Source organism: Streptomyces sp. NPDC045778, assembly GCF_056431945.1.
In genome coordinates this window covers 19,905-41,755 of record NZ_JBWKJZ010000037.1, presented here as the reverse complement: position 1 = coordinate 41,755, position 21,851 = coordinate 19,905, and the positions used below count along the sequence as shown (strand labels likewise).

The following is a 21,851-nucleotide window of genomic DNA, read 5'->3' as shown; positions in this document are numbered from 1 at the left end:
CGTCCCTTCGTTTTGCATGGTGTGCACAGATCGGTCACAGGATGTGCGCGCGCACGCGCCCACGAAATCTGGCACACCGACGACGGCCCGGACAAGCGCGCCCGCCGCGCGGGCGGGCCCTCCCCCGCGTCCTGCCGGGGGAGGGCCCGCCGTCTCACTCCGCGACGTAGGTGCGCTGGGTCCACACGAAGACGCGCAGTTCGCGGTCGTCGACGCGGGTCGTCTCGGAGCTGGCCTCGAAGTGCTCGTAGCGGTTGCCGCACAGCACCTTGACCTTGTCCACGCCGGGGTCCGGCAGGTGGTGCAGCCGGTCCTCGTCCGTGATCAACGCGTGGGAGCCACCGCTGAGGAATGCGTTGGGAGTGCCTTTGTCGACCATGTTCATCCTCACCTTCTGGACTTGCCGTGCCGGTTGTCGTACGGAACTCGGGGTCCGGGCATGTGGTCGCGGCGGGGCGACGGCCTCGGTGGTCACCGGTCGGTGGAGGGCCGGGTGCGACGGGGGGCGCACCCGGCCCTGGTCCGTGCGGAGCGCTCACGCTCCGGCGCGATCCGTGGGGCGGTCGGCTTCAGGGACGCGAACCGGCGGGGGTGCGGCCGTCTCGCGTACGGATGCGCCGCGGGCGTATGGAGTGGGTGCCCGCCCTTCCCGTACGCCCGCACCGGAACACCTCGGACCACACCCTCCCGACCCCCGCTCCCCAAGGAACTGCCGCTCAGCGTACGCGGCGGGTACGAGCAGTGGTATAGGTACAGAAGTCCACATCCGCCCTCGGTAACGGGTCTACGAAAGCTAGTAGAACCGTCGCTTCCCGTGCCGGGGCGGGCGCGCCCACCGCTCCCGCGCGCCGGCCCTCACTCCGGTACGCACTGTCCCTTGCCGAGGGCGATGACCCCGGCCCGCGAGACGGTGTACAGCTCGGCGTCCCGCTCCGGGTTCACCCCGATCGTGGCGCCGGGCGGGACGTCCACGTTCTTGTCCAGGACGGCGCCGCGGACCACCGCGCCCCGGCCGACGCGGACGTTGTCGTGCAGGACCGAGTTCTGGACGACCGCGCCCTCCTCGACCGTGACCCCGGGCGAGAGCACGGACCGCGTGACCTGGCCGCGGATGACGCAGCCGGGGCTGACGACCGACTCCCCCGCGATGCCGCCCGCGCAGAACTTGGCGGGCGGGAGCTGGCCGGGGTGGGTGTAGATGGGCCAGCAGCGGTTGTCGAGGGTGAACACGGGCTGGTCGGAGATCAGGTCCATGTGCGCCTCGTAGTAGGCGTCGAGCGTGCCGACGTCACGCCAGTAGCCGTGGTCCCGCGCGGTCTCCCCCGGCACGTGGTTGCCGTCGAAGTCGTACACCTGGGCGAGGCCGCGCTCGGTGAGCATCGGCAGGATGGAGCCGCCCATGTCGTGCGCCGACTCCTCGTCCTCGGCGTCCTGCCGCAGGGCGTCGACGAGGGCCTTGGTGGTGAAGATGTAGTTGCCCATGGAGGCGTACACCTGGTGCGGGGCGCCCGGGAGCCCCGGCGGGTCCTGCGGCTTCTCCAGGAAGCCCGTCACGAGTGTGCCGTCGCGCGCCGGGGTGATGACGCCGAACTGCCGGGCGTCCGCGCGCGGCACGCGGATCCCGGCGACGGTGACGCCCGCGCCGGACTCGACGTGCTGCGCCAGCATCTGCCGGGGGTCCATGCGGTACACGTGGTCGGCGCCGAACACCGCGACGTACTGCGGCTGTTCGTCGTGGACGAGGTTCAGGGACTGGAGGATCGCGTCCGCGCTGCCCAGGTACCAGCGCGGCCCGAGGCGCTGCTGGGCGGGGACCGGCGTGACGTAGTTGCCGAGCAGGCTCGACATGCGCCAGGTGGTGGACACGTGCCGGTCGAGGGAGTGCGACTTGTACTGCGTCAGGACGCAGATGCGCAGGACGTCGCCGTTGACGAGGTTGGAGAGCACGAAGTCGACGAGGCGGTACGTGCCCCCGAAGGTCACCGCCGGCTTCGCGCGGTCGGCGGTGAGCGGCATGAGCCGCTTGCCCGCGCCGCCCGCGAGGACGATTCCAAGGACCGAAGGTCCGCCGCGCATCGCCGCCCCCTCTACCGCCCTGTGGGCCCGGAACGCTCCGAGAGGGGGCGCCCGTGCGCCCCCGGTGTCCGGGTGCCCGCTTACGTTGCCTTGAGTACGCCGTGTACGCCGAGCACGTCTGCGTACACCTCGACCGTGCGCCGCGCCACCGCGTCCCAGCCGAACTCGCGCCGGGCCCGGTAGCGTCCGGCCGCGCCCATGGCCGCCGCCCGGCGCGGGTCGGCGGCCAGGCGGTTCATGAGCAGGCCGAGGTCGTGCTCGAAGCGCTCCTCGTCGTGCCGGTCGTAGGGCACGAGGAGCCCTGTGGTGCCGTCCGCGACGACCTCCGGGATGCCGCCGACGCGGGAGGCGACGACGGCCGTGCCGCAGGCCATGGCTTCCAGGTTGACGATGCCGAGCGGCTCGTACACCGATGGGCACACGAACACCGCCGCGTGGGTGAGGAGCTGGACGACCTCGGGGCGCGGCAGCATGCGCGGGATCCAGTGGACGCCGTCGCGGGCGCGGCTCAGGTCCTCGAACAGGACGCGGAACTCCCGGTCGATCTCCGGGGTGTCGGGCGCGCCCGCGCACAGCACCAGCTGGATGCCGGGCTCCAGTCGCCGGGCCGCGCGCAGCAGGTGGGGCACGCCCTTCTGCCGGGTGATGCGGCCGACGAACAGGACGTACGGGCGGCCGGGGTCGACGCCGTGCCGGGCCAGGGCGCTGGTGCCCGGGTCGGGGTGGTACAGCGCGGTGTCGATGCCGTTGTGGACGACGCGCACCTTCGCGGGGTCGACGGCCGGATAGCAGGCGAGGATGTCCTCGCGCATGGCGCCGGAGACGGCGATGACGGCGTCGGCGGCCTCGACGGCGGTGCGCTCCGCCCAGCTCGACACGGCGTATCCGCCGCCCAGTTGCTCGGCCTTCCAGGGGCGCAGCGGCTCCAGCGAGTGCGACGTCAGGACGTGCGGGATGCCGTGCAGGAGCTTGCCGACGTGGCCCGCGAGGTTGGCGTACCAGGTGTGGGTGTGGACGAGGTCGCAGCCGTCGAGCCCGGCCGCCATGGCGAGGTCCACGGACAGGGTGCGCAGGGCGTCGTTGGCGGTGTCGAGCGCGCTCCACGCGCGGTGGCGCACCACCTCGCCGGCCCCCTCGTCAGCGGCGGCGTCGGTGCCCCAGCAGTGGACGTGCAGGTCGGTGAGCGCGCGCAGCTCGCGGGCGAGGAACTCGACGTGGACACCCGCGCCGCCGTAGACGTCCGGCGGGTACTCACGGGTGAGCAGTCCCACTTTCACGAGCGGAGCCCCCCGTCGTCGGCCGGCCCCCTCATGGTCACCCAGCGGGCGCTTCGAGGGAAGACCGCTGCGGCGGCCGGTCGAAGCAACAGTCGCCGCACAGGCCGCCGTTCGGGCAGCGGTAGTACAGGCAGCAGCTGCGGCGCCGGAACGCGGTGCCGTCCAGGGTGCCGGTGGCGCGCAGCTCCGGGAGGGCGAAGAGGTCGGCGGCGAGCGCGAGGGCCCGCCGTCCCACGTCGGGGCGGCCCGCACGCTCCGCCCAGGCGTGCAGTTCGCGGGCCGCGCCCGCGAGCGCCGAGCCCGCGTTGCCGCGCAGGAGCGCCGGGGAGATCCGGAAGCGGGCGCGCAGGGCGTCCGCGAGCGGGGCGAGGTGGCCCTCCAGGACGACCTGCCTCAGGCGCGCGGCATCGGCCGGGAACGTGCGGTCGCCGCTGAGCCACAGGTCGTCCGGCGAGCTGCCGTCGGCGTCCCAGCGCAGCAGCCGCGGGTCCAGGTCGGGCACGCGCCCGTACAGGGCGGCCGGGCCGAGCGCGAGGGACCACAGGCGGGCGGCGAGGCCGAGGTGGGCGATGGAGGCCGCGACGCGGGGCTCGGGAGCGGCGAGCCGGGCGGCGACCTTGGTGACGCGGAAGGACAGCGGGTCACCCTCCGTCACCGCCCTGCCGACCTCGTACACGCGTGCGACCATGGGAAGGGTCCGCCCCGGCGGCTCCCCCGTCCGCAGGGCGAAGAAGCCGCCGACGGATCCGACCACGTCCCAGGCGATGTCAGGGCTGTGAGCTGTCATCGCCGCAGTACATCAGAAGCCCCCGGTCCCATGGGTAACCAGACCTGGGGAGGACATACGGGGGGTCGTACTCCATCGGCAGTAGGACGGATTGACTGCTCAGGGACGACGACTGGAAGCGCTCCGCGCGACATTGTGGTGAACATGGAAGCCGACCGCACGCCGCACCGGACGTACCGGACGTACCGGCACGATACGTACCGGGCCGACCGGCGCTGCCTTCACCTGCGGAGCGCCTCATGAGTGCCCTCGCGCTGTCCGTCCTGCTCTCCCTCGTCTCCGCCGTGGCGTACGCGGGCGGGGCGATCCTCCAGGAGCAGGTGGCGGCGACGGCCTCGCAGCACGAGTACGCGCCGCTGCGCCGCGGAGTGTGGTGGGTCGCGGTGGTCCTGAACGGCCTCGGCGGGCTGCTGCACGTCGTGGCGCTGGCCTTCGGGCCGCTCAGCCTGGTGCAGCCCCTGGGCGCCCTGACGATCGTGTTCGCCCTGCCGATGGCCGCGATGTTCGTGCGCCGCAAGGCCGGTGCCACCGCCTGGCGCGGCGCCCTGATGGCCACGGTGGGCCTCGCGGGCCTGCTCTCGCTGACCCGGGCCGCCGACTCCCGCTCCCTCCTGGACGCGGAGCGCGTCATGCTCGCGCTCGGCACGGGCGGGGCCGTGGTCGCCCTGATGCTGCTGGCCCACGCGGCGCACCGGCACCCGGCGGTACGCAGCGTGCTGCTCGCCACGGCGGCGGGCATCGCCTTCGGCATCTCCTCGGTGTTCACGAAGACGGTGGCGGTGGACTGGGACGCCCAGGAGCCGCTGACCCGGCAGGTGCCGAGCCTCGCGGTGATCGCGGTGCTCGCGGTGGCCGGACTGCTCCTGTCCCAGGCCTCCTACCGGGGCGCGGGGCTCGCGGCGCCGCTGTCCACGGTGACGGTGGTGAATCCGGTGATAGCGGCCGCGGTCGGCCTCACCCTGTTCGGGGAGTCCTTCCGTTACGGAGCCATGGGCACGGCGGTGGCGCTGACCTGCGGTGTCGTCGCCGCGGGCGGGCTGATCCTGCTGACCACCGAGCGCATCGGGGCGGAGGCCGCCGCGAGTTCCGCCGCGGCCGCGCCGCGCGGTGACGCCGCGCCGGCCGCGCCCCGCGAGGAGTTGCCCGCCGAGCCGGCGGCCCGCCGCGTCCCCGCCTCCTCGTCCGGGTCGCCGCAGGAGTCGGCCGAGGTCACCGAGCAGCGCACGGCCGCGGTCACCGAGCAACGCGCGGCGGTCCACGACGAGCGCCCCGCCGCCGACGCGGGCTCCCGGCCCCGGGCGGACGAACCCCCCGCGCCGGAGCAGCCGTTCCTGCCCGAAAGTCTCGCCGGGCTCGCGGGCGTGCCGATGCAACCGGTGATGCAGGCCTTCCCCCGCGCGGACGCCCGGGCGGCGCGCGCGTAAGGCGAGCCGCCCGGGCGCGCGGATCCTCAGATGCGGACGCCTCGCGCCCGCAGATAGGCCAGCGGGTCGACGTCCGAGCCGAAGCCGGGGCCCGTGCGGATCTCGAAGTGCAGGTGCGGGCCCGAGCTGTTGCCGGTCGAGCCGGAGCGGCCGATGCGCTGGCCCGGGACGACCTTCTGCCCGGCCTTCACCGAGAGCGCCGACATGTGGCCGTACTGCGAGAACCTGCCGTCGGTGTGGCGGATGACGACCTGGTAGCCGTACGAGCCGCCCCAGCCGGACTCCACGACCGTGCCCGCGGCGACGGCCTTCACCGAGGTGCCCGTGGGCACGGGGAAGTCGACGCCCGTGTGGTAGCCCTTCGACCAGGAGCTGCCGGACGCGCGGTAGGGCGTGCCGATCGACGCGGCGACGGGCGCCGTGGCCCCCGACTGCGCCTGCGTGGCCGGCTTGGCCTTCTGCCGCCCAGCCGGTGCCGTGTCCCGCTTCGGCGCGGGCCTGGCCTGCTTCCTCTCCTGCTGCGCGGGGGGCTTGGGCCGCGGGTGCGCGCGCTGCTTCTCGGGGGCGCGCGCGGGCCGCTCCTTGCCCTCCGGCGGCTTCCTGCGCTCGGGCGGCCGCGCGGGCCGCTTCTCCTTGCCGTCCGCGCCGCGCAGCGAGAGCCGCTGGCCGGGGGTGATGAGGTCCGGGTCGGCGCCGATGGTCCGGCGGTTGTTCTGGTAGAGCTGCGGCCAGCCGCCCCGCACGCGGCGCTCGTCGGCGATGCCCGACAGGGTGTCGCCGTGCACGACCGTGTACATGCGGGCGGTGCCCGCGGCGGACTGCGGGGTCACCTCCGGCTTGACGTCCTTGACGGTGCGCTGCGGCGGCCTGGGGGCCGTGCGCCCGCCGTCGGTCTTGGCGTCGTTGGCCGTGCCCGGGCGCTTCTGGGGCGCCGTCGCAGGCTTGATGTCCGGGGTGTCGCCGCCCCGGGTGAGGCCCGCCCGCACCGAGCAGACGGGCCAGGCGCCGGGCCCCTGCCCGTCGAGGACCTTCTCGGCGACGGCGATCTGCTGGTCCTTGGTGGCCAGGTCGGCACGCGGGGCGTACCGCGTGCCGCCGTAGGCCTCCCAGGTGGACTGGGTGAATTGCAGGCCGCCGTAGAAGCCGTTGCCGGTGTTGATGCTCCAGTTGTTCGTGGACTCGCAGGCGGCCACCTTGTTCCAGGTGTCGACGTCCGCCGCGTGGCCCGTCCCCGCGGACACCAGGGGCAGCGCGATGCCCGCGCCGCTCGCGGTGACGGTGAGCGAGGCACGGTTGATCCGGCTCGGCTGGTACCGGCGATGCCGGCCTCGTAAGGCCATGAAAGCCCCCTCAGACACGCGATGTACGCGAGGTCACACGTCAGCCACAGGACAAGGCCGCAAGCTAGCCGGTCGGCCGCCACTGTGACAAGGCCTGTCCGTCGAGAGGGCGTTGAACTGGTCAGTTCCTCAAATGCCCCGGAAGCCAACGGAGTTGCACATCCTGGAGGAAGACGCCCCCTCCTTCGTGGTCGTTGAAGCGGTAGACCTCCATCGACCGCTCGGCGCCGGCGTAGGCGTTGAAGGCGGCGAAGACCGTCGACGGCGGGCAGGTCTCGTCCTCCAGGGCGGCCGAGAACAGCGCGGGCGCACGGCCGCGCGCCGCGAAGTGCACGCCGTCGAAGTACGCGAGCGTGCGGAACACCCGGTCCTCGCTCCCCCTGTGCGCCCGCAGATACAGGCCGATCTCCTGGTAGGGAGGCCGGGCGGTGAGCGTCGCCGCACGCGGGAAGTCGCACAGGAACGGCACGTTCGGGCAGATCGCGGCGAGGTCCGGCACGAGCCCGCCGACGGCGAGCGTGATGCCGCCGCCCTGGCTGTCGCCGACCGCGGCCACGCGCGCAGCGTCCACCAGCGGATGCGCGCGCACGGCCTCGACGGCGCGCACGGCGTCGGTGAAGACGCGCCGGTAGTAGTACGCGTGCGGGTCCTCGACCCCGCGCGTCACGAAGCCCGGGTACGCCGGAGCACTCCCCACCGGATCGGGGGTTTCGCCCACCGAGCCGCCGCTGCCCTGTCCCCGCGTGTCCATGATGAAGTGCGCGAACCCGGCCGCCGACCACAGCAGCCGCTCGTGCGGCAGGCCCCGGCCGCCGCCGTACCCGATGTACTCGACCACGGCGGGCAGCGGCTCGCGCGCCCCCGCGGGGAGCAGCAGCCAGCCCTTGACGGGGTGGCCGCCGAAGCCCGCGAAGGTCACGTCGAAGACGTCGACCGAGGCGAGCGGCACGTCCACGGGCTCGAACCGGGCGTCGAGGTCGTGCTCCCGCGCGGCGGCGAGGGTCTTCTCCCAGAAGGCGTCGAAGTCCTCGGGTTCGGGCAGCTCCGGGCGGTACTGGCGCAGTTGGTCGAGCGGCAGGTCGAAATGGGGCACGGGCGGCTCCTCCTTCGGGCACGGTGTCCAAGGTCACGGTACGCCGCGGAGTGATACTGACGGGCGGGCGCGTTACCTACGACACACGCGCCGCCCCTGACATGAGCGGCAGGTCAGTCGGCGCGCCGGACCGTCACGGTCCTTCGGATCTCCAGGAACCCAGGAGCTAGCACATGAGCAGTTCAGCGCAGATCGGCGTCACGGGGCTCGCGGTGATGGGGCGCAACCTCGCCCGCAACTTCGCCCGCAACGGCTTCACGGTCGCCGTGCACAACCGCACCGCCGCCAAGGCCCGGGCGCTGGTCGAGGAGTTCGGCGACGAGGGCGACTTCGTGTACACGGAGACCGCGAAGGAGTTCGTGGCGGCCCTGGAGCGCCCGCGGCGCCTGGTCGTCATGGTGAAGGCGGGCGAGCCGACGGACGCCGTCATCAAGGAGTTCGCGCCGCTGCTGGAACCGGGCGACATGATCGTGGACGGCGGCAACGCGCACTTCGCGGACACCCGGCGCCGCGAGCGCGAACTGCGCGACCTGGGCATCCACTTCGTCGGCGCCGGCGTCTCCGGCGGCGAGGAGGGCGCGCTCAACGGCCCGAGCATCATGCCCGGCGGCTCCGCGGAGTCGTACGCGGCGCTCGGCCCGATGCTGGAGAAGATCTCCGCGAAGGCCGCCGACGGCAGCCCCTGCACGGCGCACATCGGCCCGGACGGCGCGGGCCACTTCGTGAAGATGGTGCACAACGGCATCGAGTACGCGGACATGCAGCTGATCGCCGAGGCGTACCAGCTGCTGCGCGAGGTGGCGGGCTACTCCCCCGCCGAGATCGCCGGCATCTTCCGCACCTGGAACCAGGGGCGGCTCGACTCCTACCTGATCGAGATCACCGCCGAGGTCCTCGCGCACGTGGACGCCGCGACGGGCAAGCCGTTCGTGGACGTGGTGGCGGACCAGGCCGAGCAGAAGGGCACCGGGCGCTGGACCGTACAGATCGCGCTTGACCTGGGCGTGCCGGTGTCGGGCATCGCGGAGGCGGTGTTCGCCCGCTCGGTGTCCGGGCACACCCAGCTGCGCGCGGCCTCGCGCGGCCTCGCGGGCCCGTCCGCCGAGCCGCTGTCCAAGGAGGAGGCCGCGGCCTTCGCCGACCGCGTCGAGCAGGCGCTGTACGCCTCGAAGATCGTGTCGTACACGCAGGGCTTCCACGAGATCGCGGCGGGCAGCGAGGAGTACGGCTGGGACATCGACCTGGGCGCTGTCGCCTCGATCTGGCGCGGCGGCTGCATCATCCGCGCGGCCTTCCTCGACCGCATCCGCGCCGCGTACGACGCGCGTGGCGACCTGCCGAGCCTCCTCGCCGACGAGGGCTTCGCGCGCGAGATCGGCGCGGCGCAGGACGACTGGCGCGCGGTGCTCGTCGCCGCGACCCGGCAGGGCGTGCCCGCGCCGGGCTTCGCGGCGGCGCTCGCGTACTACGACGCGCTGCGCGCGGAGCGGCTGCCCGCGGCGCTCACGCAGGGGCAGCGGGACTACTTCGGCGCGCACACCTACCGCCGGACGGACCGCGAGGGCTCGTTCCACACGCTGTGGGGCGGTGACCGCTCGGAGGTCGAGGCGTAGCCCGTACCGGTACGGGCTAGCTCATCGGCTCGGGCGTCGGGTCCGGATCCGGTACGGGGTCCGGGCCCGGCGGCTTCGGCACCGGGGACGGCGGGGGCTGCGGCACCGGCACGGGTCCCGGGGCGGGCCTCGGGTCGGGCGTCGGCTCCGGGGCCGGGGCCGGGTCAGGGACCGGATCGGGGCGGGGGCCCGGGGTGGGGCCCGGCGGGACGGGGTCGGGGAACGGGTTGGTCATGCTTCCTCCCGGCGTTTCGTGAGGGCGCGGGGCGACCGGCCCCGAGGTGCGGAGGCGAGCCGGCCGCTTCCACTCTCTCCCGCCTCGCGTGCCCCCGCGCGCCGAGTCCACTCCTTTCGGCGGGCCCGTCCTAGGCGCTCGGCCGCCCGCACAGCACGGCGGCGGCACGCAGTCCGGGCCGCGGGCTCGCGAGGACCGGCACCCGGACGGCGCAGCGGGCGGCGGCGCCCGCCATCGAGGCCTGGGCGAGCACGACGACATCGGCGCCGTCGGCGTCGGCCCGTTCGACGGCGGCGGCGATCAGACGCAGATAGCCGTCCTGGTCCCCTGCCTCGAAGCGCTCCCACGCGCCGTCCACCACGACGGTCCGTACGTCGACGGGGCGCGCGGCGCGCCCGGCCTCCTCCGCCAGGAGGGCGGCGGTGGGTGCGAGCGTGCTGGCGACCGTGGCGAGGACGGTGACCGCCGGGCCCGCCGCGACGGCGGCGGCCGCCATGGGCCGGTCGACGCGCAGCACGGGCACGCCCAGGGCCGCGGCGCGGGCCTCGGCGACGCCGCCGATCGTCGAGCAGGTGCACAGGACGGCGCCCGCGCCGTCGGCGACGGCCCGCTCCAGGACCGCCCCGAGCTGGTCCGCGACGGCCTCGGGACCCTCCTCGCGGGCGCGGTCGAGCAGTTCCCCGTGCACGAGGTGGCGCAGCGCGAGGCCCGGGTGGTCCTCGTCCCGGAGCGCGTCGAAGACGGGCACGTGGACGGGCGAGGTGTGCAGGAGCGCGAGGGTCACCATGGCGACGGGCCGCCCTCGGCCCCGGTGGGCGCGGCCAGGGGGAAGGGGGGCGATCCGCCCGAGGGCCTGCCCGTCCTCCCCGGCGAGCAGGGCTCCGCGCGCCCTGTCGCCCCGGATGCCGAACGGCCGCCCGGCCGCCCCGGTGTCGCTCATCGACCCTGCTCCTCGCCGCGCCCGCCGGGGCGCCCGTGTCTCCGTACCGCTCCGTCGCCCGGCGGGCGCCGCCGCGCGCGGGTGGCTGGGCCGCGCGCCGCGGCGGGCCCGCGCGGGTCGCTAGGGGCGCGCCGCCGCCTGCGGGGAGCGTGCCATGTCGGGGGCGCCCGGCACCGGCGCGGCGGCGTCGTCGCCGAGGGCCACGACGCGGTTGCCCTCGTCGACGTGCACGACCCGTGGCCGCAGCGCACGGGCCTCGGCGTCCTCGACCTGGGCGTAGCTGATGATGATCACCTTGTCGCCGGGGTGCACGAGGTGCGCGGCCGCGCCGTTGATCCCGATGACACCGCTGCCGCGCTCGCCCTCGATGGTGTAGGTCTCCAGTCGGGCGCCGTTGGTGACGTCGACGATGTGGACCAGCTCTCCGGGCAGCAGGTCGGCCGCCTCCAGGAGGTCGGCGTCGATGGTGACGGACCCGACGTAGTGCAGATCGGCCTGGGTCACCGTGGCGCGGTGGATCTTGGACTTGAACATGGTGCGAAGCATCGGAGTACTCCTGGGGTGTGGGCTCCCTGCCTGCCTTCTTGCAGGTCAAGTGCTACGGCCGCACCCTACATCCCGCCGCCCCCCGGGTCGGCCCCCGCCGGGCGGCGGGAATGTTCCGAGGCCGCGCTCTCTCCATCGCCATGCGCATGACGGTAAGGACTCGCCCATAACCCTGCAAAGAATGCGTAGAATTTGACCGGCGCACCGCGCGATCGGCCTTTCCGGTGCACACGCGGCCGAGTACACCCTTTCGGCTCGTACAGCATGGAGCGACACGCCGGGGATATGACGCCAGGGGGCGTTCCTGCCAACGTCCACCTGCAGATACCGCCCGCCTGTTTTCCTCCCCTGGGAGAGTTCCGATTCTTGCGGCTGATCAGCGGCGAACCGGAACCATTCCTCTTGATCTCCGCCGCACCGGGAAGCTGGCTCGTTCCTGTCGACAGCGGAAGAACATCATTGAGTGCCTCCACCGCGCTTCGTACAGTCGTTTCCGGTAGGGAAACCCTCCCCAGTTGCCACTGCCGTGACGGAGCGTCAATTCTCCGTACGCCGACAGGGTTCCTTCCGTCCCCTCGGCGCACATCTCCACGCACAGCAAATTCGGCATCGTTGGAGGAGGAATGGGTCGCCAGGCCAAGCCCGGAAGCAAAGCACATCGCAGGCAGATACGTGATCGCCTGGCCGCTCTGGGGTTTCCCGGGGAGGCCATCCGCCCCCGCGTCGCGGAACACTTGATCGCGCAATGCCAGATCCGGCCGCGCACCGCATGGCGCTTGGCAGCCGACCTGTCGCTCGACCAGGCGGCCCGGCACTACAACGTCGTACGCGGGGACGCGGGCGCGGGCATGCGCGGCTCCCGCATCTGGGAGTACGAGCAGTGGCCGGACCGGGGCGTCCGGCCGACCCTGCCCGCGCTGCGCATCCTGGCCCAGGTGTACGGCGCCGGCTTCCGGGACCTTCTCGACCTCCGCGATCTGGAGCAGCTGCCACCCGGCCATCTCGCCGAGTACCACGCGGCGGGAGCGTCCGGCGCGCCGTCAGGTGCGGTGCCCCCGCATCAGCCGCCAGGGAGTGCGGAGACCGCACCCCCGCGCATGACCGCGGCCGTCGGGGAGAACGTGCTGGCCGAAGCGATGACTCTGACGCAGACGAACGTCGACGACGTCCAGCTGGACGACCTGTGGACCGACATGAACTACCTCGGCAACGCCTACGCGCACGCGCCACCCGCGTCCGTTCTCCGCCAGTTGTCTTTGGTGCGCGAGCGGATCGCCGCCCTGTTGAAGAACCGGCAGCGGCCGAAGCAGACACGGGATCTGTACGTGATGAGCGCGAAGTGCTGCGCGATGATGGCCTGGACCGCCGCGGACCTGGGGCGGTACGGCACCGCGCAGGAACTCAACTCCGCGGCCTGGCTCTATCACCAGTACGCCGATGACCAGCTCGCGCGGCGCTGGGTCCGCACCGCCCAGGCGCGGGTGGAGTACTGGGCGGGGAACGGCGCCGAGTCCGCCCGCCTCGCCGCGGACGGGCTGGCCGCCGAGGCCGGCAAAGGGATGGCCGACGGGCCCCTGATCCTCGCGGAAGCACGCGGGTGGGCATCCGTCCAGGCCGAACAGCGGGTCCTCGACGCCATCGGGCGCTGGGCGAGGATCGAGGACGCCGACCCGGCCGTCGCCGACGAGGACCGGTTCTTCAACATCAGCAAAGACCGGCGGCACTACATGGCGGGCACCTCACTCCTTTCGGTGGGGCGTACCGAACTCGCGCTGAAGGAACTGCACACCGCGCGCCAGGCGTACGGGGCGCTGGCGCCGGAGCACCGGTGGGAGGTGATGGAGCTGATGATCCGGATCGAGAGGGCGCGGGCCCGGCTGCGACTGGGCGAGCTGGACGGCGCTGCCGCCGAGTTGGAACCGTTCCTCTCCACGGATGTCGGCGGGCAGCCCGACATGGTGCGAGCGGTGCTGAAAGCGGTGGCAGCGGAACTCGCCGCCCCACGGTGGCATCGCTCCAAGGCGGCACGGGACCTGATGGATTCCTTGTCGAGCGCACAAATGTCTGTGTGACATCGGGGGGCCCGGTGTCGAAGGGGGAACATCGTGCTGGATGAATCGGCGGGCGCCGCCGCGGGTCGGGGCCGACAGGACCGGGGTCGACACGATCGGGGTCGACCGGGACGGTCAGGACCGGAAGGCGAACACGGGGAGGGTGCCTTACGCCATGTCGTTCTGGTGGCGGACAGGTTCGCGCGGTTCGCCGACGGCGAGCAGGTGCTGACGGTCTCGGAGTGCGTCGCGTTGGCCGGCGCGAAAACCGAACGGACCGACGGCGCATGGGTGCTTCACCTCGGTCAGGGAATCGAGCGATCGGACCTGGACGCGCTGCTGGTCGGCGGCGTGACCGGGAACGGCTCCGGAATGCGCCTCGCCACCCCGGAGCTTCCCCTCTCCCGGCCCGTACGGCCTCCGGTGGTGCACAAGCATCGCGCGGAGAACGTCCTGCTCGCGGATCTCCGGAACTTCTCGAAAACGCACTGCGCGGCCGGGCTCCGCATCCACAAGGACAACGAACACCTGCTGGACCATCACACCACGCGGCATGTGCCGGGAATGCTGATCGTCGAAGCCATGCGGCAGATCTGCACCGCGCAGTTCGAGACGAGCCACCGGCCCGGGCTGCCCTTCTCCGGCTATGCGGGCATCTGGCACCGCATCGACATAAGCTTCGACAATTTCCTCTTCCCGCTGCACGCGGAAGTACGCTCCGAGATCACCGAGTTCGACGGGGAGAAGAAGTCCAGCCTTCGGTTCCGTACGACGACGTCGGCGTGCCAGAACGGCGGAGTCGTGGCCAGGGCCGACATCGAGTACTCCATGGTCGAACAGGAACGCGTAGACGTCCTGGAACACCGCAAGGCAGCCGGGGCCACCCGATCGCAACTGACCCCGGACGCATAGGCCCTGACGGGCGGAGAAAGGAAACGACAGATGGTCGAAACGCAGGGGTCCGCACCGAGGTCGGATTTCGATCGGGGACTGCATCTGATACAGCGGATGGGCGAACTGGAGCGCCCGGCGGTTCTCGACCTGTTCGAGAGCGTGGACGAGGGCGCGTTCGGCGAGCAGTGCGTCGCGTTCATCTACGGGAACGTCTACCACAGGGAAGGACTCACCCTTGCGGAACGGCAGTTGGCCACCATCGGCGCGCTGACCGCCCTCGGCTACGCGTCCGCCCAGCTCCAGTTCCACGTCAAGGCCGCGCTGAATGTCGGCTGCGACCGGCGGCAGATCATCGAGTCCATCATCCAGGTCAGCTCCTTCGCGGGATTCCCGGCCGTGCTCAACGCCCTCCTCGCGGCGAAGGACCTGCTCGCCCCGCCGGGGGGCGCGGACGACAGGTCCGGCGCGGACGCGGCGGAGCCCGCGCGGCCCTCGGGCGCGGCGGACGACCGGTACGCACGCGGCCTCGCCGTCATGGAGCAGGTGGACGGAGACGCGGGCGCAGAGGTGGTGGCGGCCCTCCAGGACATCGCACCCGACCTCGCGCGGTACATCATCGAGTTCACCTTCGGAGAGATCTACCCCCGGCCGCACCTGGACCTGCGCCACCGGGAGATCGTCACGGTGGCGGCCTGCACCGCGCTCGGCTCGGCACTGCCGCAGCTGAAGGTGCACATCCACGGCCTGCTGAACGTCGGCGGAACCCGGCAGCAGGTGGTCGAGACGGTGCTGCACGTGGCGTTCTACGCCGGATTCCCGGCAGCACTGAACGCCATGGCCGTGGCGCGGCAGGTGTTCGCGGACCGCGTCGGGCAACGATGAACGGGATGCGCAAGGTCCGTCTCGTCGCGGTCGACTGCGACGGCGTACTCATCAATGACACCTACCTGGCCGTCATCGAGCGTTTCGTCACCCGCCACGGCGGCCACTACGACGCTCAGGCCGAGCGGGATGTCGTCGGCCTGCGGGACGTGGTCGTCGCCGAACGCGTCGGGCGGCTGTGCGGCCTCGACCAGCCGGTCCCGGAGGTGCTCGCGGCGATCTGGGCGGAGCGGGACGCGTACCTGCGCGAGCACCCCGTCAAGGTCAACGACGGCGTGGTGGACCTCCTGGCATCGCTGCGGAACCTCGACGTCCGCGTGCTCTGCTACGGCGGCCGTGACCGGCAGCACACCTTCGACCGGCACCTCGGGCACGTGGTGGACCTCCTCGACCCCGAGCACCCCTACGTGAGCATCAACGAGCACAGGCCGGGCGTCACGCGGATCGTGCGCGACGTCGTCGGCTGCGCCTTCGACGAGGCGGTCTTCATCGACGACGTCAGCCGGGTGGCCGAGGCCGCGCGGGAGCACGGCTCCGGCTTCATCGGCTTTCCCAGCAGCGCCGCTCATCGGCGCCAGCGCCGGTTCATGGCCGAGGACGGGGTGCGGCACATCGTCAGCTCGCTCGGCGAGATCACTCCGCAGCTGCTGAGGCGCGTCGACGGCGAACTCGCCACGTCGAGCCACTGGAACACGACGAAGTGACGCCTTCGCCCACTCACCCCCTACTTCCCTCTCCCCCCTTTATCCCAACTTCCTTCTCCCTGCTCTCCACTCCTCATCGAGACTTGGATCGATCGTGAAGTTCTTCTGCATAGCGAAGCCGGGTGCCGGGTTGGTTCAGCGGGAACGTGACGTCCCCGAACCCGGGCCCGGTCAGATACTCGTCCGCATGCGCGGATGGTCGGTCAACTTCCGTGACCTGATGATCGCCAAAGGGCTGTATCCGAAGCCCGTGAAGCCCGACGTGGTGGCGCTGTCCGACGGGGCGGGCGAGGTCGTGCGGGTCGGCACGGACGTGACCCGGTGGTCGCCGGGCGACCGCGTCGTCGGCGTCTACTTCCCGCGGTGGCTCTCGGGTCCGGGAACCCCCGGCAAGACCGCGGACGAACTCGGCGGCACGGTGGACGGTGTGCTGGCGGAGTACGTGACGTTCGGCGAGGACGCCGTCGTCGCCGTACCGTCGCACCTCGACTTCGGCGCGGCCGCCACCCTGCCCAGCGCGGGTCTCACCGCGTGGCGAGCGGTGCTGGAGGAAGGCCGGCCGACGCCCGGCCGGAGCCTGCTCACCCTGGGCAGCGGCGGGGTCTCGACGTTCGCTCTGCAATTCGCGTCGCTGGCCGGTGCCCGGGTCATCGCCACCTCCAGCTCCGACAGGAAGCTGGAGACGCTGCGGGCGCTCGGCGCCACGGATGTCATCAACTACGAGAGGACGCCCGGGTGGGGAACCGCGGCGGCCGAGCTGACCGCCGGGGGCGTCGACCACGTCGTCGACGTGGGAGGCGCGGGAACCCTCCCCCAGTCCATCGACGCCGCCCGGATGGGCGGGCACATCAGCGTCGTGGGGGTGCTGACGCACGGCAGCGGCATCGATCCGCTGCGGGTGCTCGCCAAGCAGCTCACCCTGAGAGGTCTCACCAACGCCGGCCGGGAGTCGTTCGAGGAGATGAACCGAGCCGTCGAGCGACACGGCCTGCACCCAGTGATCGACAAGCGATTCGGGTTCGACGAGATCGACGAGGCGTACCGGTACCTGGAGTCCGGCGCACACGTGGGCAAGGTCGTCGTCGACGCGGGCTGAGTTCCGCCGAAGGGCGCGGGCTGAGTTCCTCGGAAGGACGCGCGCGCGGTTCCGCGGGGCCGACCGTCATGGGTAGGGCGGCTTTCTCCGTCAGGGTAAATATGGCCGCCCTCCCCGACGTACTCGCTGGTCGACGCGTCGGGAGGACGGGAAACCCCGTTGTGCCAACAGGGATGGCAACGCGTCGGCCGGACGACTCATAGTGGGACTGGCCGCCCATCGAGGCAGCAGCTCCCGCAAGGCGGTGACGGTGGATCGTCCGTGCCCACCGGCATGGTGGGCCCAAGGGGCGGGCGACACCGTCACCACCGGAACAGGTGTGAGTCAACGATGCAGCGCGACATCGAAGTGAAGCTTCTCCGCACTCTGCTGGCCGTCGTCAACGAGGACGGGTTCTCCCGGGCCGCACAGTCGCTCCACGTCACACAGCCGACCATCAGCCAACAGATCCAGCGCCTGGAGTCGATCGTCCAGGCACCCGTCTTCCAGCGCGCCAAGCGGCCCCCGCGACTCACCCCGGTCGGCCGGGAACTGGTGGCGCACGCCCGGCGCGTCCTCATGTTGAACAACGACGTCCTCAGCCGCGTGTCGGCGCTGTCCAGCCGGGACTCGTTCACCATGGGCTGCTCGACCCACCTCACCGAGGGCCTTGGCACGATGCTCACCCGCCTGGCGGTGGAGCGGCCCCAGGTGCGGTGCTCGATGGTCACGGGCCAGAGCGCCGCGCTCGCCGACGGAGTCCGCGCGGGGAAGCTCGAAGCGGCGTTGCTGCTCGGCACGGCCACTCCCCGCTCCGAGCTGCTGGGGCGGCTGCGGCTCGACTGGTTCGGCCGCGCCCCGCTCACGGCCGGGGGCCGGATACCCGTCGCCCTGCTCGGCGGCAGCTCGGCGCTCAGCGTGCACATCGCCGAGACGCTCAACCGCAACAGCGTCCCCTGGTACTCCCTCACCGGGTGCTCCGACCCGCTGACCCTGCTGGCGTCCGTCCAGGCCGGCTTGGCCTACACGGCCCTGGGCGCGAACACCCACGTGCGGCAACCGGCGATCCGCCAGGCGCCGCCCGGCGCCCTGGGAGCCCCGCCCGCGCCTCTGCCGGTGTACCTGGCCCTCTCCGCCACGGCCGGCGAGTCCGTCGTGGACGCGGCGCGGACAGCGGCCCGGACCATCCTGGAAAGCTCCCCCGTCTCCCCGCCCTGAGCGGCGCCGGCCCCCTCCCCGCGCGCGACGGAGGCGGATCCACCGCCGGTCAGTACGAGCCGCGGGCCGCCCCGCGCGCGGCCAGCTTGGGCCCGTACGGCGCGGAGTCCAGCCACGCGCCCGCCCTGCGGCCCGCTGTGGCGACCGCTGCCGCCGCGCGCTGCCGGAGCCGGAGGGAGGGGCGACGGGCCAGCATGTGGTCCAGCGCGGCACTGGCACAGGCGCGGTTGTAGACCGCCGCCTCCCTGCGCTCCGCGGCGAAGCGGCTGACAGCCGCCCCGGCGGCGGCCCGGTCACGGCCCGCTTCCAGCGCCCGCACCACCGCCCCCACCGCCCGGACCGCGTCGGGAATGCTGGAGTTCATGCCCCGGGCGCCGAACGGGGCGAACAGGTGGGACGCCTCGCCGGTCAGCAGGATCCGCCGGTGCACGTCCGTGAAGTCGGCGGCGACCTGCTGGGCGAACCGGTACGTGGAGACCCAGCTGACCCGTTCGCCGTACGCCTCCGGCAGGACCCGCGGGATCCAGCGGCGCAGGCCCTCCGGCGAGAGGAACCGCTGCGGATCGTCGTGCGCCAGAAGGTTCAGATCGACCCGCCACCCGCCCGCGAAGGGCAGGGTCAGTACGTTGCGGCCACCCAGCTCCGGGTGCCGGTAGTGGAAGACCCGCTCCCTCGGCAGGGGGTGGTGCTCCGGGTCGTCGTCGAGGTCGACCACCACGAAGGTGTTCCGGGAGCGCGGCCCCTCCAGCGGGCTGCCGGCCGCGGCGCGCAGCACGGAGCGCGAGCCGTCGGCGGCCACCACGTAGTCGGCCTGCCACTCGCGGCCGGCCGAGTCCGTGAGCAGGACGCCCTCGGGAGTGCTCCGCGCCGAGGTCACCTCCACGTCCCGGTGGAACGCCACGCCCTGCTCGCGGCAGGCGGCGGCCATCAGGTCCTCGGTGATCACCTGCGGCAGACTCGTGAAGTGCGGCAGTCCCGCACGCGTCGACTGCGGGTAGGTGCGGACGTAGATCTCCTTGCCCGCCCAATACGAGCGTTTCGTCGTCCAGAGCAGACCGCGGCCTGCCACCTCGTGGCCGAGTCCCGGGCTGAGCCGCTCCAGTTCGCGCAGCGAGGCACCGTGGAGATAGGCCGCTCGGCTGCCGGGCCGGACGGCGCCCTCCGTACGGCGTTCCAGGACCACGGCGGGCAGGCCGGCGGCGCGCAGGGCCAGGGCGGCGCTGAGGCCCGCCGGGCCCGCGCCCACGACGAGGACCGGGTGACGTGGGGAACTGCCCGTGCTCGTGCTCATCCCGGCTCCTTGGCGAGGTGGAGGGTGTCGGAGGTGAAGCTGACGATGCGGCCGTCGAGGCCACCGGTGAGGGCCGCGTGCCACACCGCGGTGCGGATCACCGCGTCGTCGCGGCGGAGCACGGCCTCCGGCTCGTCCGTGCGCAGCTCGACGTAGTCACCGACCTGACGCGGGGTCAGGCCTGCGGCCCCGGCGGCACGCAGCACGGGCTGGAACTCGGGCACGTCGAGCACGTACAGGGCGAGGCTCACCGCTCGGCTCCTTCCGCGCTCTTGCGGATCAGTTCCGCCTTGCGCCGCCACAGCGATTCCACCGAAGGGAGCGGGGACTCGGCGACGTCGGCGAGCGCCCTGACCGTCAGTTCGGCGTCCCGGGCGTCGATGGCGGACATCGCGCGCAGAGGGCGGGTGATCTCCAGCTGGATGCCGTTGGGGTCGTCGAAGTAGACCGACTCGATGAGTTCGTGGGCGAGCGGCCGGGTGACACGGATGCCGTGCGCCTTCAACCGCGCGCGCCAGAGGTGGAGTTCGTCCTCCGTGTCGACGTGGAAAGCCACGTGGCGGGAGCGGTGCATGAGGTCGCTGGGGGCCCTCTCCTCGGGCAGGCCGAAGTAGTAGAAGAAGGCGATGCGGTTGCCTGCCCCCGCGTCGAAGAAGAAGTGCACGAAGTCCGGGTAGTCCTCGGTGACCCAGCCGTTGGCGGTGATGGCGTGCACCAGGGGCATGCCGAGGGCCTGGGTGTAGAACTCGACGGTGGCGCGGGGCTTCCAGGTGACGTACGCGAGATGGTCGACCCCGTGGACGCGCGGAGCTGGTGCGCCGGCCCCGGGGCGGGTGGACGGTGAGAGGGAAGTCAATGCTCCTCCTGGGATGGGGGCGGGGCGCCGCGGGCCGGGGCCGCTCCGGTTCAGCTCGCGGTGCGGCCCTTGAGCCCGGTCCAGGCGACGGCCGACCCGAACAGCAGGCTCAGACCGCCGGCGACGAGCGCCCACCTGGTGCCGTCGGCGCTGGTCGAGGACAGGTTGAGCACCACGCCGAGGACGGCCACGCCGAGGAGGGCGCCGACCTGGCGGGCCGAGTTGAGCGCGCCGGCACCGATGCCGGCCAGGTCGGCGGGTACGGAACTCGCCATGCCCGCGACCAGGGCGGGCAGGGCGAAGGACACGCCGAAGCCGAAGGCCAGAAGGCCGGCCACGGTGACGCCGAGGTCGAGCCCGGAGTCACCGGTGAACGGAGCCTGGAGCAGGGCGCCGACGCCCATCAGGACGAACCCGAAGGCGGCCGGGCGGCGCGGGCCGACGCGGCCGACGAGCCGCCCGGTGTAGATGGGGTTGAAGGCGGTGGGCAGGGTCAGCGGCAGGAAGGCCAGACCGGCGCTGAGCGAGGAGTAGTGCCGGCCCTCCTGGAAGAACAGCGAAAGGACGAACAGCAGTCCGGACAGGCCGAAGTTCGCGATCAGGCCCACGCCGAGGGCGGTGGAGAAGCCCCGGCTGCGGAACATGCGCAGCGGCAGCATCGCCGCGTCCTTCGCCCGTGCCTCAGCGGCGACGAACACCGCGGCCGCGAGGGCCGCAAGGACGAAGGCGCCGACCACCGGGCCGCCGCCCCACCCCTTGGCGGGGCCCTCGATCAGCGCGTACGACAGCGCGCCGAGGGTGGCGACGGCGCTGAGCTGGCCGGTGATGTCCAGACCGCTGCGCTGCTTGCGCGGGGTCTCCGGAGCCAGGCGCAGGGTGATGACGAAGCTGATCAGCGCCAGCGGCACATTGATGAGGAAGATCGCGCGCCAGCCGACGGAGTCGGTGAGCGCACCGCCGACCAGGGGGCCTGCCGCGAGAGCCACCCCGGTGATCGCCGCCCAGTTGCCGACGGCGCGGGCGCGGTCGGCCGGGTCGCTGTAGGCGTTGGTGATCACGGCGAGCGAGGCGGGAAGCATCAGCGCGCCGGCCGCGCCGAGAGCGAGGCGCAGGGCGACCAGGGCGCCCAGGGAGCCGGCGGCGGCACAGACACCGGACAGGACGCCGAAGGCCACGAGGCCGTAGAGGAAGGTCCTGCGGCCGCCGAGCCGGTCGGACAGCCAGCCGGCGGTGAGCAGCAGGGCGGCGAAGGTGATGGTGTAGCCGTTGGTGACCCACTGCAAGCCGCTGAGGCCGACGTGCAGCGAATCGGAGATGGCGGGCAGCGCCACGGCGACGATCGTCGTGTCCAGCAGGACCATGAAGTAGCCGAGCGAGAGTCCGATCAGCAGGGTCGCCGAGGGCTTCTCGATTCGCGCCGGTGCGACGGAAACGGCTTCCGCCTGCGTCGACATGTTTTTCTCCTTCGTTTCTGAAGCACCAAAGGGCCGCCGTAGAAAGGGAGTTCACGGGGGTCGCATTCCATTCAAGCGGAACGGAAAGGCGCGCT

21 protein-coding genes are annotated in these 21,851 nt (G+C 72.6%); 8 read left to right on the top strand and 13 right to left on the bottom strand.

All coding sequences use genetic code 11. The features are described from left to right. Window positions 1-154 precede the first annotated feature (154 nt). The 4 genes from AC07GB_RS33835 to AC07GB_RS33820 all read right to left on the bottom strand — a co-directional run bounded on the left by AC07GB_RS33835 (window position 155) and on the right by AC07GB_RS33820 (window position 4,140). A complete protein-coding gene (locus tag AC07GB_RS33835) occupies window positions 155-379 on the bottom strand; it encodes a DUF5988 family protein (RefSeq protein WP_478852266.1) in 225 nt (74 codons plus the stop codon). A 476-nt stretch (window positions 380-855) separates the two neighbouring features. After that, complete coding sequence (glgC, locus tag AC07GB_RS33830; RefSeq protein ID WP_478852264.1) at window positions 856-2,076, bottom strand: glucose-1-phosphate adenylyltransferase; 1,221 nt, start codon at window positions 2,074-2,076, stop codon at window positions 856-858. Between the two features lie 80 nt (window positions 2,077-2,156). Beyond that, entirely contained in the window at window positions 2,157-3,353 is a 1,197-nt protein-coding gene (gene glgA, locus AC07GB_RS33825; protein WP_478852262.1) for a glycogen synthase, read from the bottom strand. Window positions 3,354-3,390: 37 nt separating this feature from the next. After that, the gene (locus AC07GB_RS33820) at window positions 3,391-4,140 is read right to left on the bottom strand and encodes a (2Fe-2S)-binding protein (protein ID WP_478852260.1); all 750 of its coding nucleotides are present in this window, start codon (window positions 4,138-4,140) and stop codon (window positions 3,391-3,393) included. A 239-nt stretch (window positions 4,141-4,379) separates the two neighbouring features. On the opposite strand from AC07GB_RS33820, the gene AC07GB_RS33815 reads away from it, so the two are divergent. Beyond that, entirely contained in the window at window positions 4,380-5,564 is a 1,185-nt protein-coding gene (locus AC07GB_RS33815) for a DMT family transporter (RefSeq protein WP_478852258.1), read from the top strand. Between the two features lie 26 nt (window positions 5,565-5,590). Here the strand turns inward: AC07GB_RS33815 and AC07GB_RS33810 are convergent, their stop codons facing one another. Beyond that, complete coding sequence (locus tag AC07GB_RS33810; RefSeq protein ID WP_478852256.1) at window positions 5,591-6,904, bottom strand: transglycosylase family protein; 1,314 nt, start codon at window positions 6,902-6,904, stop codon at window positions 5,591-5,593. Window positions 6,905-7,025: 121 nt separating this feature from the next. Next, entirely contained in the window at window positions 7,026-7,997 is a 972-nt protein-coding gene (locus AC07GB_RS33805; protein ID WP_478852254.1) for an acetylxylan esterase, read from the bottom strand. A 173-nt stretch (window positions 7,998-8,170) separates the two neighbouring features. On the opposite strand from AC07GB_RS33805, the gene gndA reads away from it, so the two are divergent. Beyond that, window positions 8,171-9,610, top strand: coding sequence for an NADP-dependent phosphogluconate dehydrogenase (gene gndA / locus AC07GB_RS33800; protein ID WP_478852252.1), 1,440 nt, complete (start codon window positions 8,171-8,173; stop codon window positions 9,608-9,610). A gap of 16 nt (window positions 9,611-9,626) precedes the next feature. Here the strand turns inward: gndA and AC07GB_RS33795 are convergent, their stop codons facing one another. The 3 genes from AC07GB_RS33795 to panD form a co-directional block, all read right to left on the bottom strand. Then, on the bottom strand, window positions 9,627-9,845 hold the full coding sequence (locus AC07GB_RS33795; RefSeq protein WP_478852250.1) for a hypothetical protein: 219 nt from the start codon (window positions 9,843-9,845) through the stop codon (window positions 9,627-9,629). A gap of 130 nt (window positions 9,846-9,975) precedes the next feature. Next, window positions 9,976-10,632 (bottom strand): aspartate/glutamate racemase family protein, encoded by a 657-nt coding sequence (locus AC07GB_RS33790; protein WP_478852336.1) that lies wholly within the window; start codon window positions 10,630-10,632, stop codon window positions 9,976-9,978. A gap of 273 nt (window positions 10,633-10,905) precedes the next feature. After that, window positions 10,906-11,331 carry an aspartate 1-decarboxylase gene (panD, locus tag AC07GB_RS33785; RefSeq protein WP_478852248.1) on the bottom strand — a complete coding sequence of 142 codons (426 nt, stop codon included), beginning with the start codon at window positions 11,329-11,331 and terminating at the stop codon, window positions 10,906-10,908. A 776-nt stretch (window positions 11,332-12,107) separates the two neighbouring features. On the opposite strand from panD, the gene AC07GB_RS33780 reads away from it, so the two are divergent. From AC07GB_RS33780 to AC07GB_RS33755, 6 genes are all read left to right on the top strand, one after another. Next, a complete protein-coding gene (locus AC07GB_RS33780) occupies window positions 12,108-13,403 on the top strand; it encodes a hypothetical protein (RefSeq protein WP_478852246.1) in 1,296 nt (431 codons plus the stop codon). 33 nt (window positions 13,404-13,436) lie between these two features. Next, on the top strand, window positions 13,437-14,294 hold the full coding sequence (locus AC07GB_RS33775; RefSeq protein ID WP_478852244.1) for an AfsA-related hotdog domain-containing protein: 858 nt from the start codon (window positions 13,437-13,439) through the stop codon (window positions 14,292-14,294). A gap of 96 nt (window positions 14,295-14,390) precedes the next feature. Continuing rightward, window positions 14,391-15,158, top strand: coding sequence for a carboxymuconolactone decarboxylase family protein (locus tag AC07GB_RS33770; protein WP_478852243.1), 768 nt, complete (start codon window positions 14,391-14,393; stop codon window positions 15,156-15,158). 5 nt (window positions 15,159-15,163) lie between these two features. Next, window positions 15,164-15,862, top strand: a complete 699-nt coding sequence (locus tag AC07GB_RS33765; RefSeq protein ID WP_478852242.1) for an HAD family phosphatase — start codon at window positions 15,164-15,166, stop codon at window positions 15,860-15,862. 94 nt (window positions 15,863-15,956) lie between these two features. After that, window positions 15,957-16,958, top strand: a complete 1,002-nt coding sequence (locus AC07GB_RS33760; RefSeq protein WP_478852240.1) for a zinc-dependent alcohol dehydrogenase family protein — start codon at window positions 15,957-15,959, stop codon at window positions 16,956-16,958. 330 nt (window positions 16,959-17,288) lie between these two features. After that, window positions 17,289-18,155 carry a LysR family transcriptional regulator gene (locus AC07GB_RS33755; protein ID WP_478852238.1) on the top strand — a complete coding sequence of 289 codons (867 nt, stop codon included), beginning with the start codon at window positions 17,289-17,291 and terminating at the stop codon, window positions 18,153-18,155. A gap of 49 nt (window positions 18,156-18,204) precedes the next feature. On the opposite strand, the gene AC07GB_RS33750 is transcribed toward AC07GB_RS33755, so the two are convergent. Genes AC07GB_RS33750 through AC07GB_RS33735 form a run of 4 tightly spaced genes read right to left on the bottom strand, consistent with a single transcriptional unit; the run spans window position 18,205 to window position 21,756 of the window. Next, window positions 18,205-19,446: an FAD-dependent monooxygenase gene (locus tag AC07GB_RS33750; protein ID WP_478852236.1), complete on the bottom strand. Its 1,242-nt coding sequence runs from the start codon at window positions 19,444-19,446 to the stop codon at window positions 18,205-18,207. Then, window positions 19,443-19,697: a hypothetical protein gene (locus AC07GB_RS33745; protein ID WP_478852234.1), complete on the bottom strand. Its 255-nt coding sequence runs from the start codon at window positions 19,695-19,697 to the stop codon at window positions 19,443-19,445. The genes AC07GB_RS33750 and AC07GB_RS33745 overlap by 4 nt, the downstream gene beginning before the upstream one ends. After that, window positions 19,694-20,302 (bottom strand): VOC family protein, encoded by a 609-nt coding sequence (locus AC07GB_RS33740; RefSeq protein ID WP_478852232.1) that lies wholly within the window; start codon window positions 20,300-20,302, stop codon window positions 19,694-19,696. Before AC07GB_RS33740 ends, AC07GB_RS33745 begins: the two co-directional genes overlap by 4 nt. A 50-nt stretch (window positions 20,303-20,352) precedes the next feature. Continuing rightward, the gene (locus AC07GB_RS33735; RefSeq protein WP_478852230.1) at window positions 20,353-21,756 is read right to left on the bottom strand and encodes an MFS transporter; all 1,404 of its coding nucleotides are present in this window, start codon (window positions 21,754-21,756) and stop codon (window positions 20,353-20,355) included. Window positions 21,757-21,851: the final 95 nt, after the last annotated feature.

Bases quoted from the DNA above. Each gene is read 5' to 3' on its own strand.
- AC07GB_RS33835 (WP_478852266.1), bottom strand. From the start codon at position 379: ATGGTCGACAAAGGCACTCCCAACGCATTCCTCAGCGGTGGCTCCCAC.
- glgC (WP_478852264.1), bottom strand. From the start codon at position 2,076: ATGCGCGGCGGACCTTCGGTCCTTGGAATCGTCCTCGCGGGCGGCGCG.
- AC07GB_RS33820 (WP_478852260.1), bottom strand. From the start codon at position 4,140: ATGACAGCTCACAGCCCTGACATCGCCTGGGACGTGGTCGGATCCGTC.
- AC07GB_RS33815 (WP_478852258.1), top strand. From the start codon at position 4,380: ATGAGTGCCCTCGCGCTGTCCGTCCTGCTCTCCCTCGTCTCCGCCGTG.
- AC07GB_RS33810 (WP_478852256.1), bottom strand. From the start codon at position 6,904: ATGGCCTTACGAGGCCGGCATCGCCGGTACCAGCCGAGCCGGATCAAC.
- gndA (WP_478852252.1), top strand. From the start codon at position 8,171: ATGAGCAGTTCAGCGCAGATCGGCGTCACGGGGCTCGCGGTGATGGGG.
- AC07GB_RS33795 (WP_478852250.1), bottom strand. From the start codon at position 9,845: ATGACCAACCCGTTCCCCGACCCCGTCCCGCCGGGCCCCACCCCGGGC.
- AC07GB_RS33790 (WP_478852336.1), bottom strand. From the start codon at position 10,632: ATGGTGACCCTCGCGCTCCTGCACACCTCGCCCGTCCACGTGCCCGTC.
- panD (WP_478852248.1), bottom strand. From the start codon at position 11,331: ATGCTTCGCACCATGTTCAAGTCCAAGATCCACCGCGCCACGGTGACC.
- AC07GB_RS33770 (WP_478852243.1), top strand. From the start codon at position 14,391: ATGGGCGAACTGGAGCGCCCGGCGGTTCTCGACCTGTTCGAGAGCGTG.
- AC07GB_RS33765 (WP_478852242.1), top strand. From the start codon at position 15,164: ATGCGCAAGGTCCGTCTCGTCGCGGTCGACTGCGACGGCGTACTCATC.
- AC07GB_RS33755 (WP_478852238.1), top strand. From the start codon at position 17,289: ATGCAGCGCGACATCGAAGTGAAGCTTCTCCGCACTCTGCTGGCCGTC.
- AC07GB_RS33750 (WP_478852236.1), bottom strand. From the start codon at position 19,446: ATGAGCACGAGCACGGGCAGTTCCCCACGTCACCCGGTCCTCGTCGTG.
- AC07GB_RS33735 (WP_478852230.1), bottom strand. From the start codon at position 21,756: ATGTCGACGCAGGCGGAAGCCGTTTCCGTCGCACCGGCGCGAATCGAG.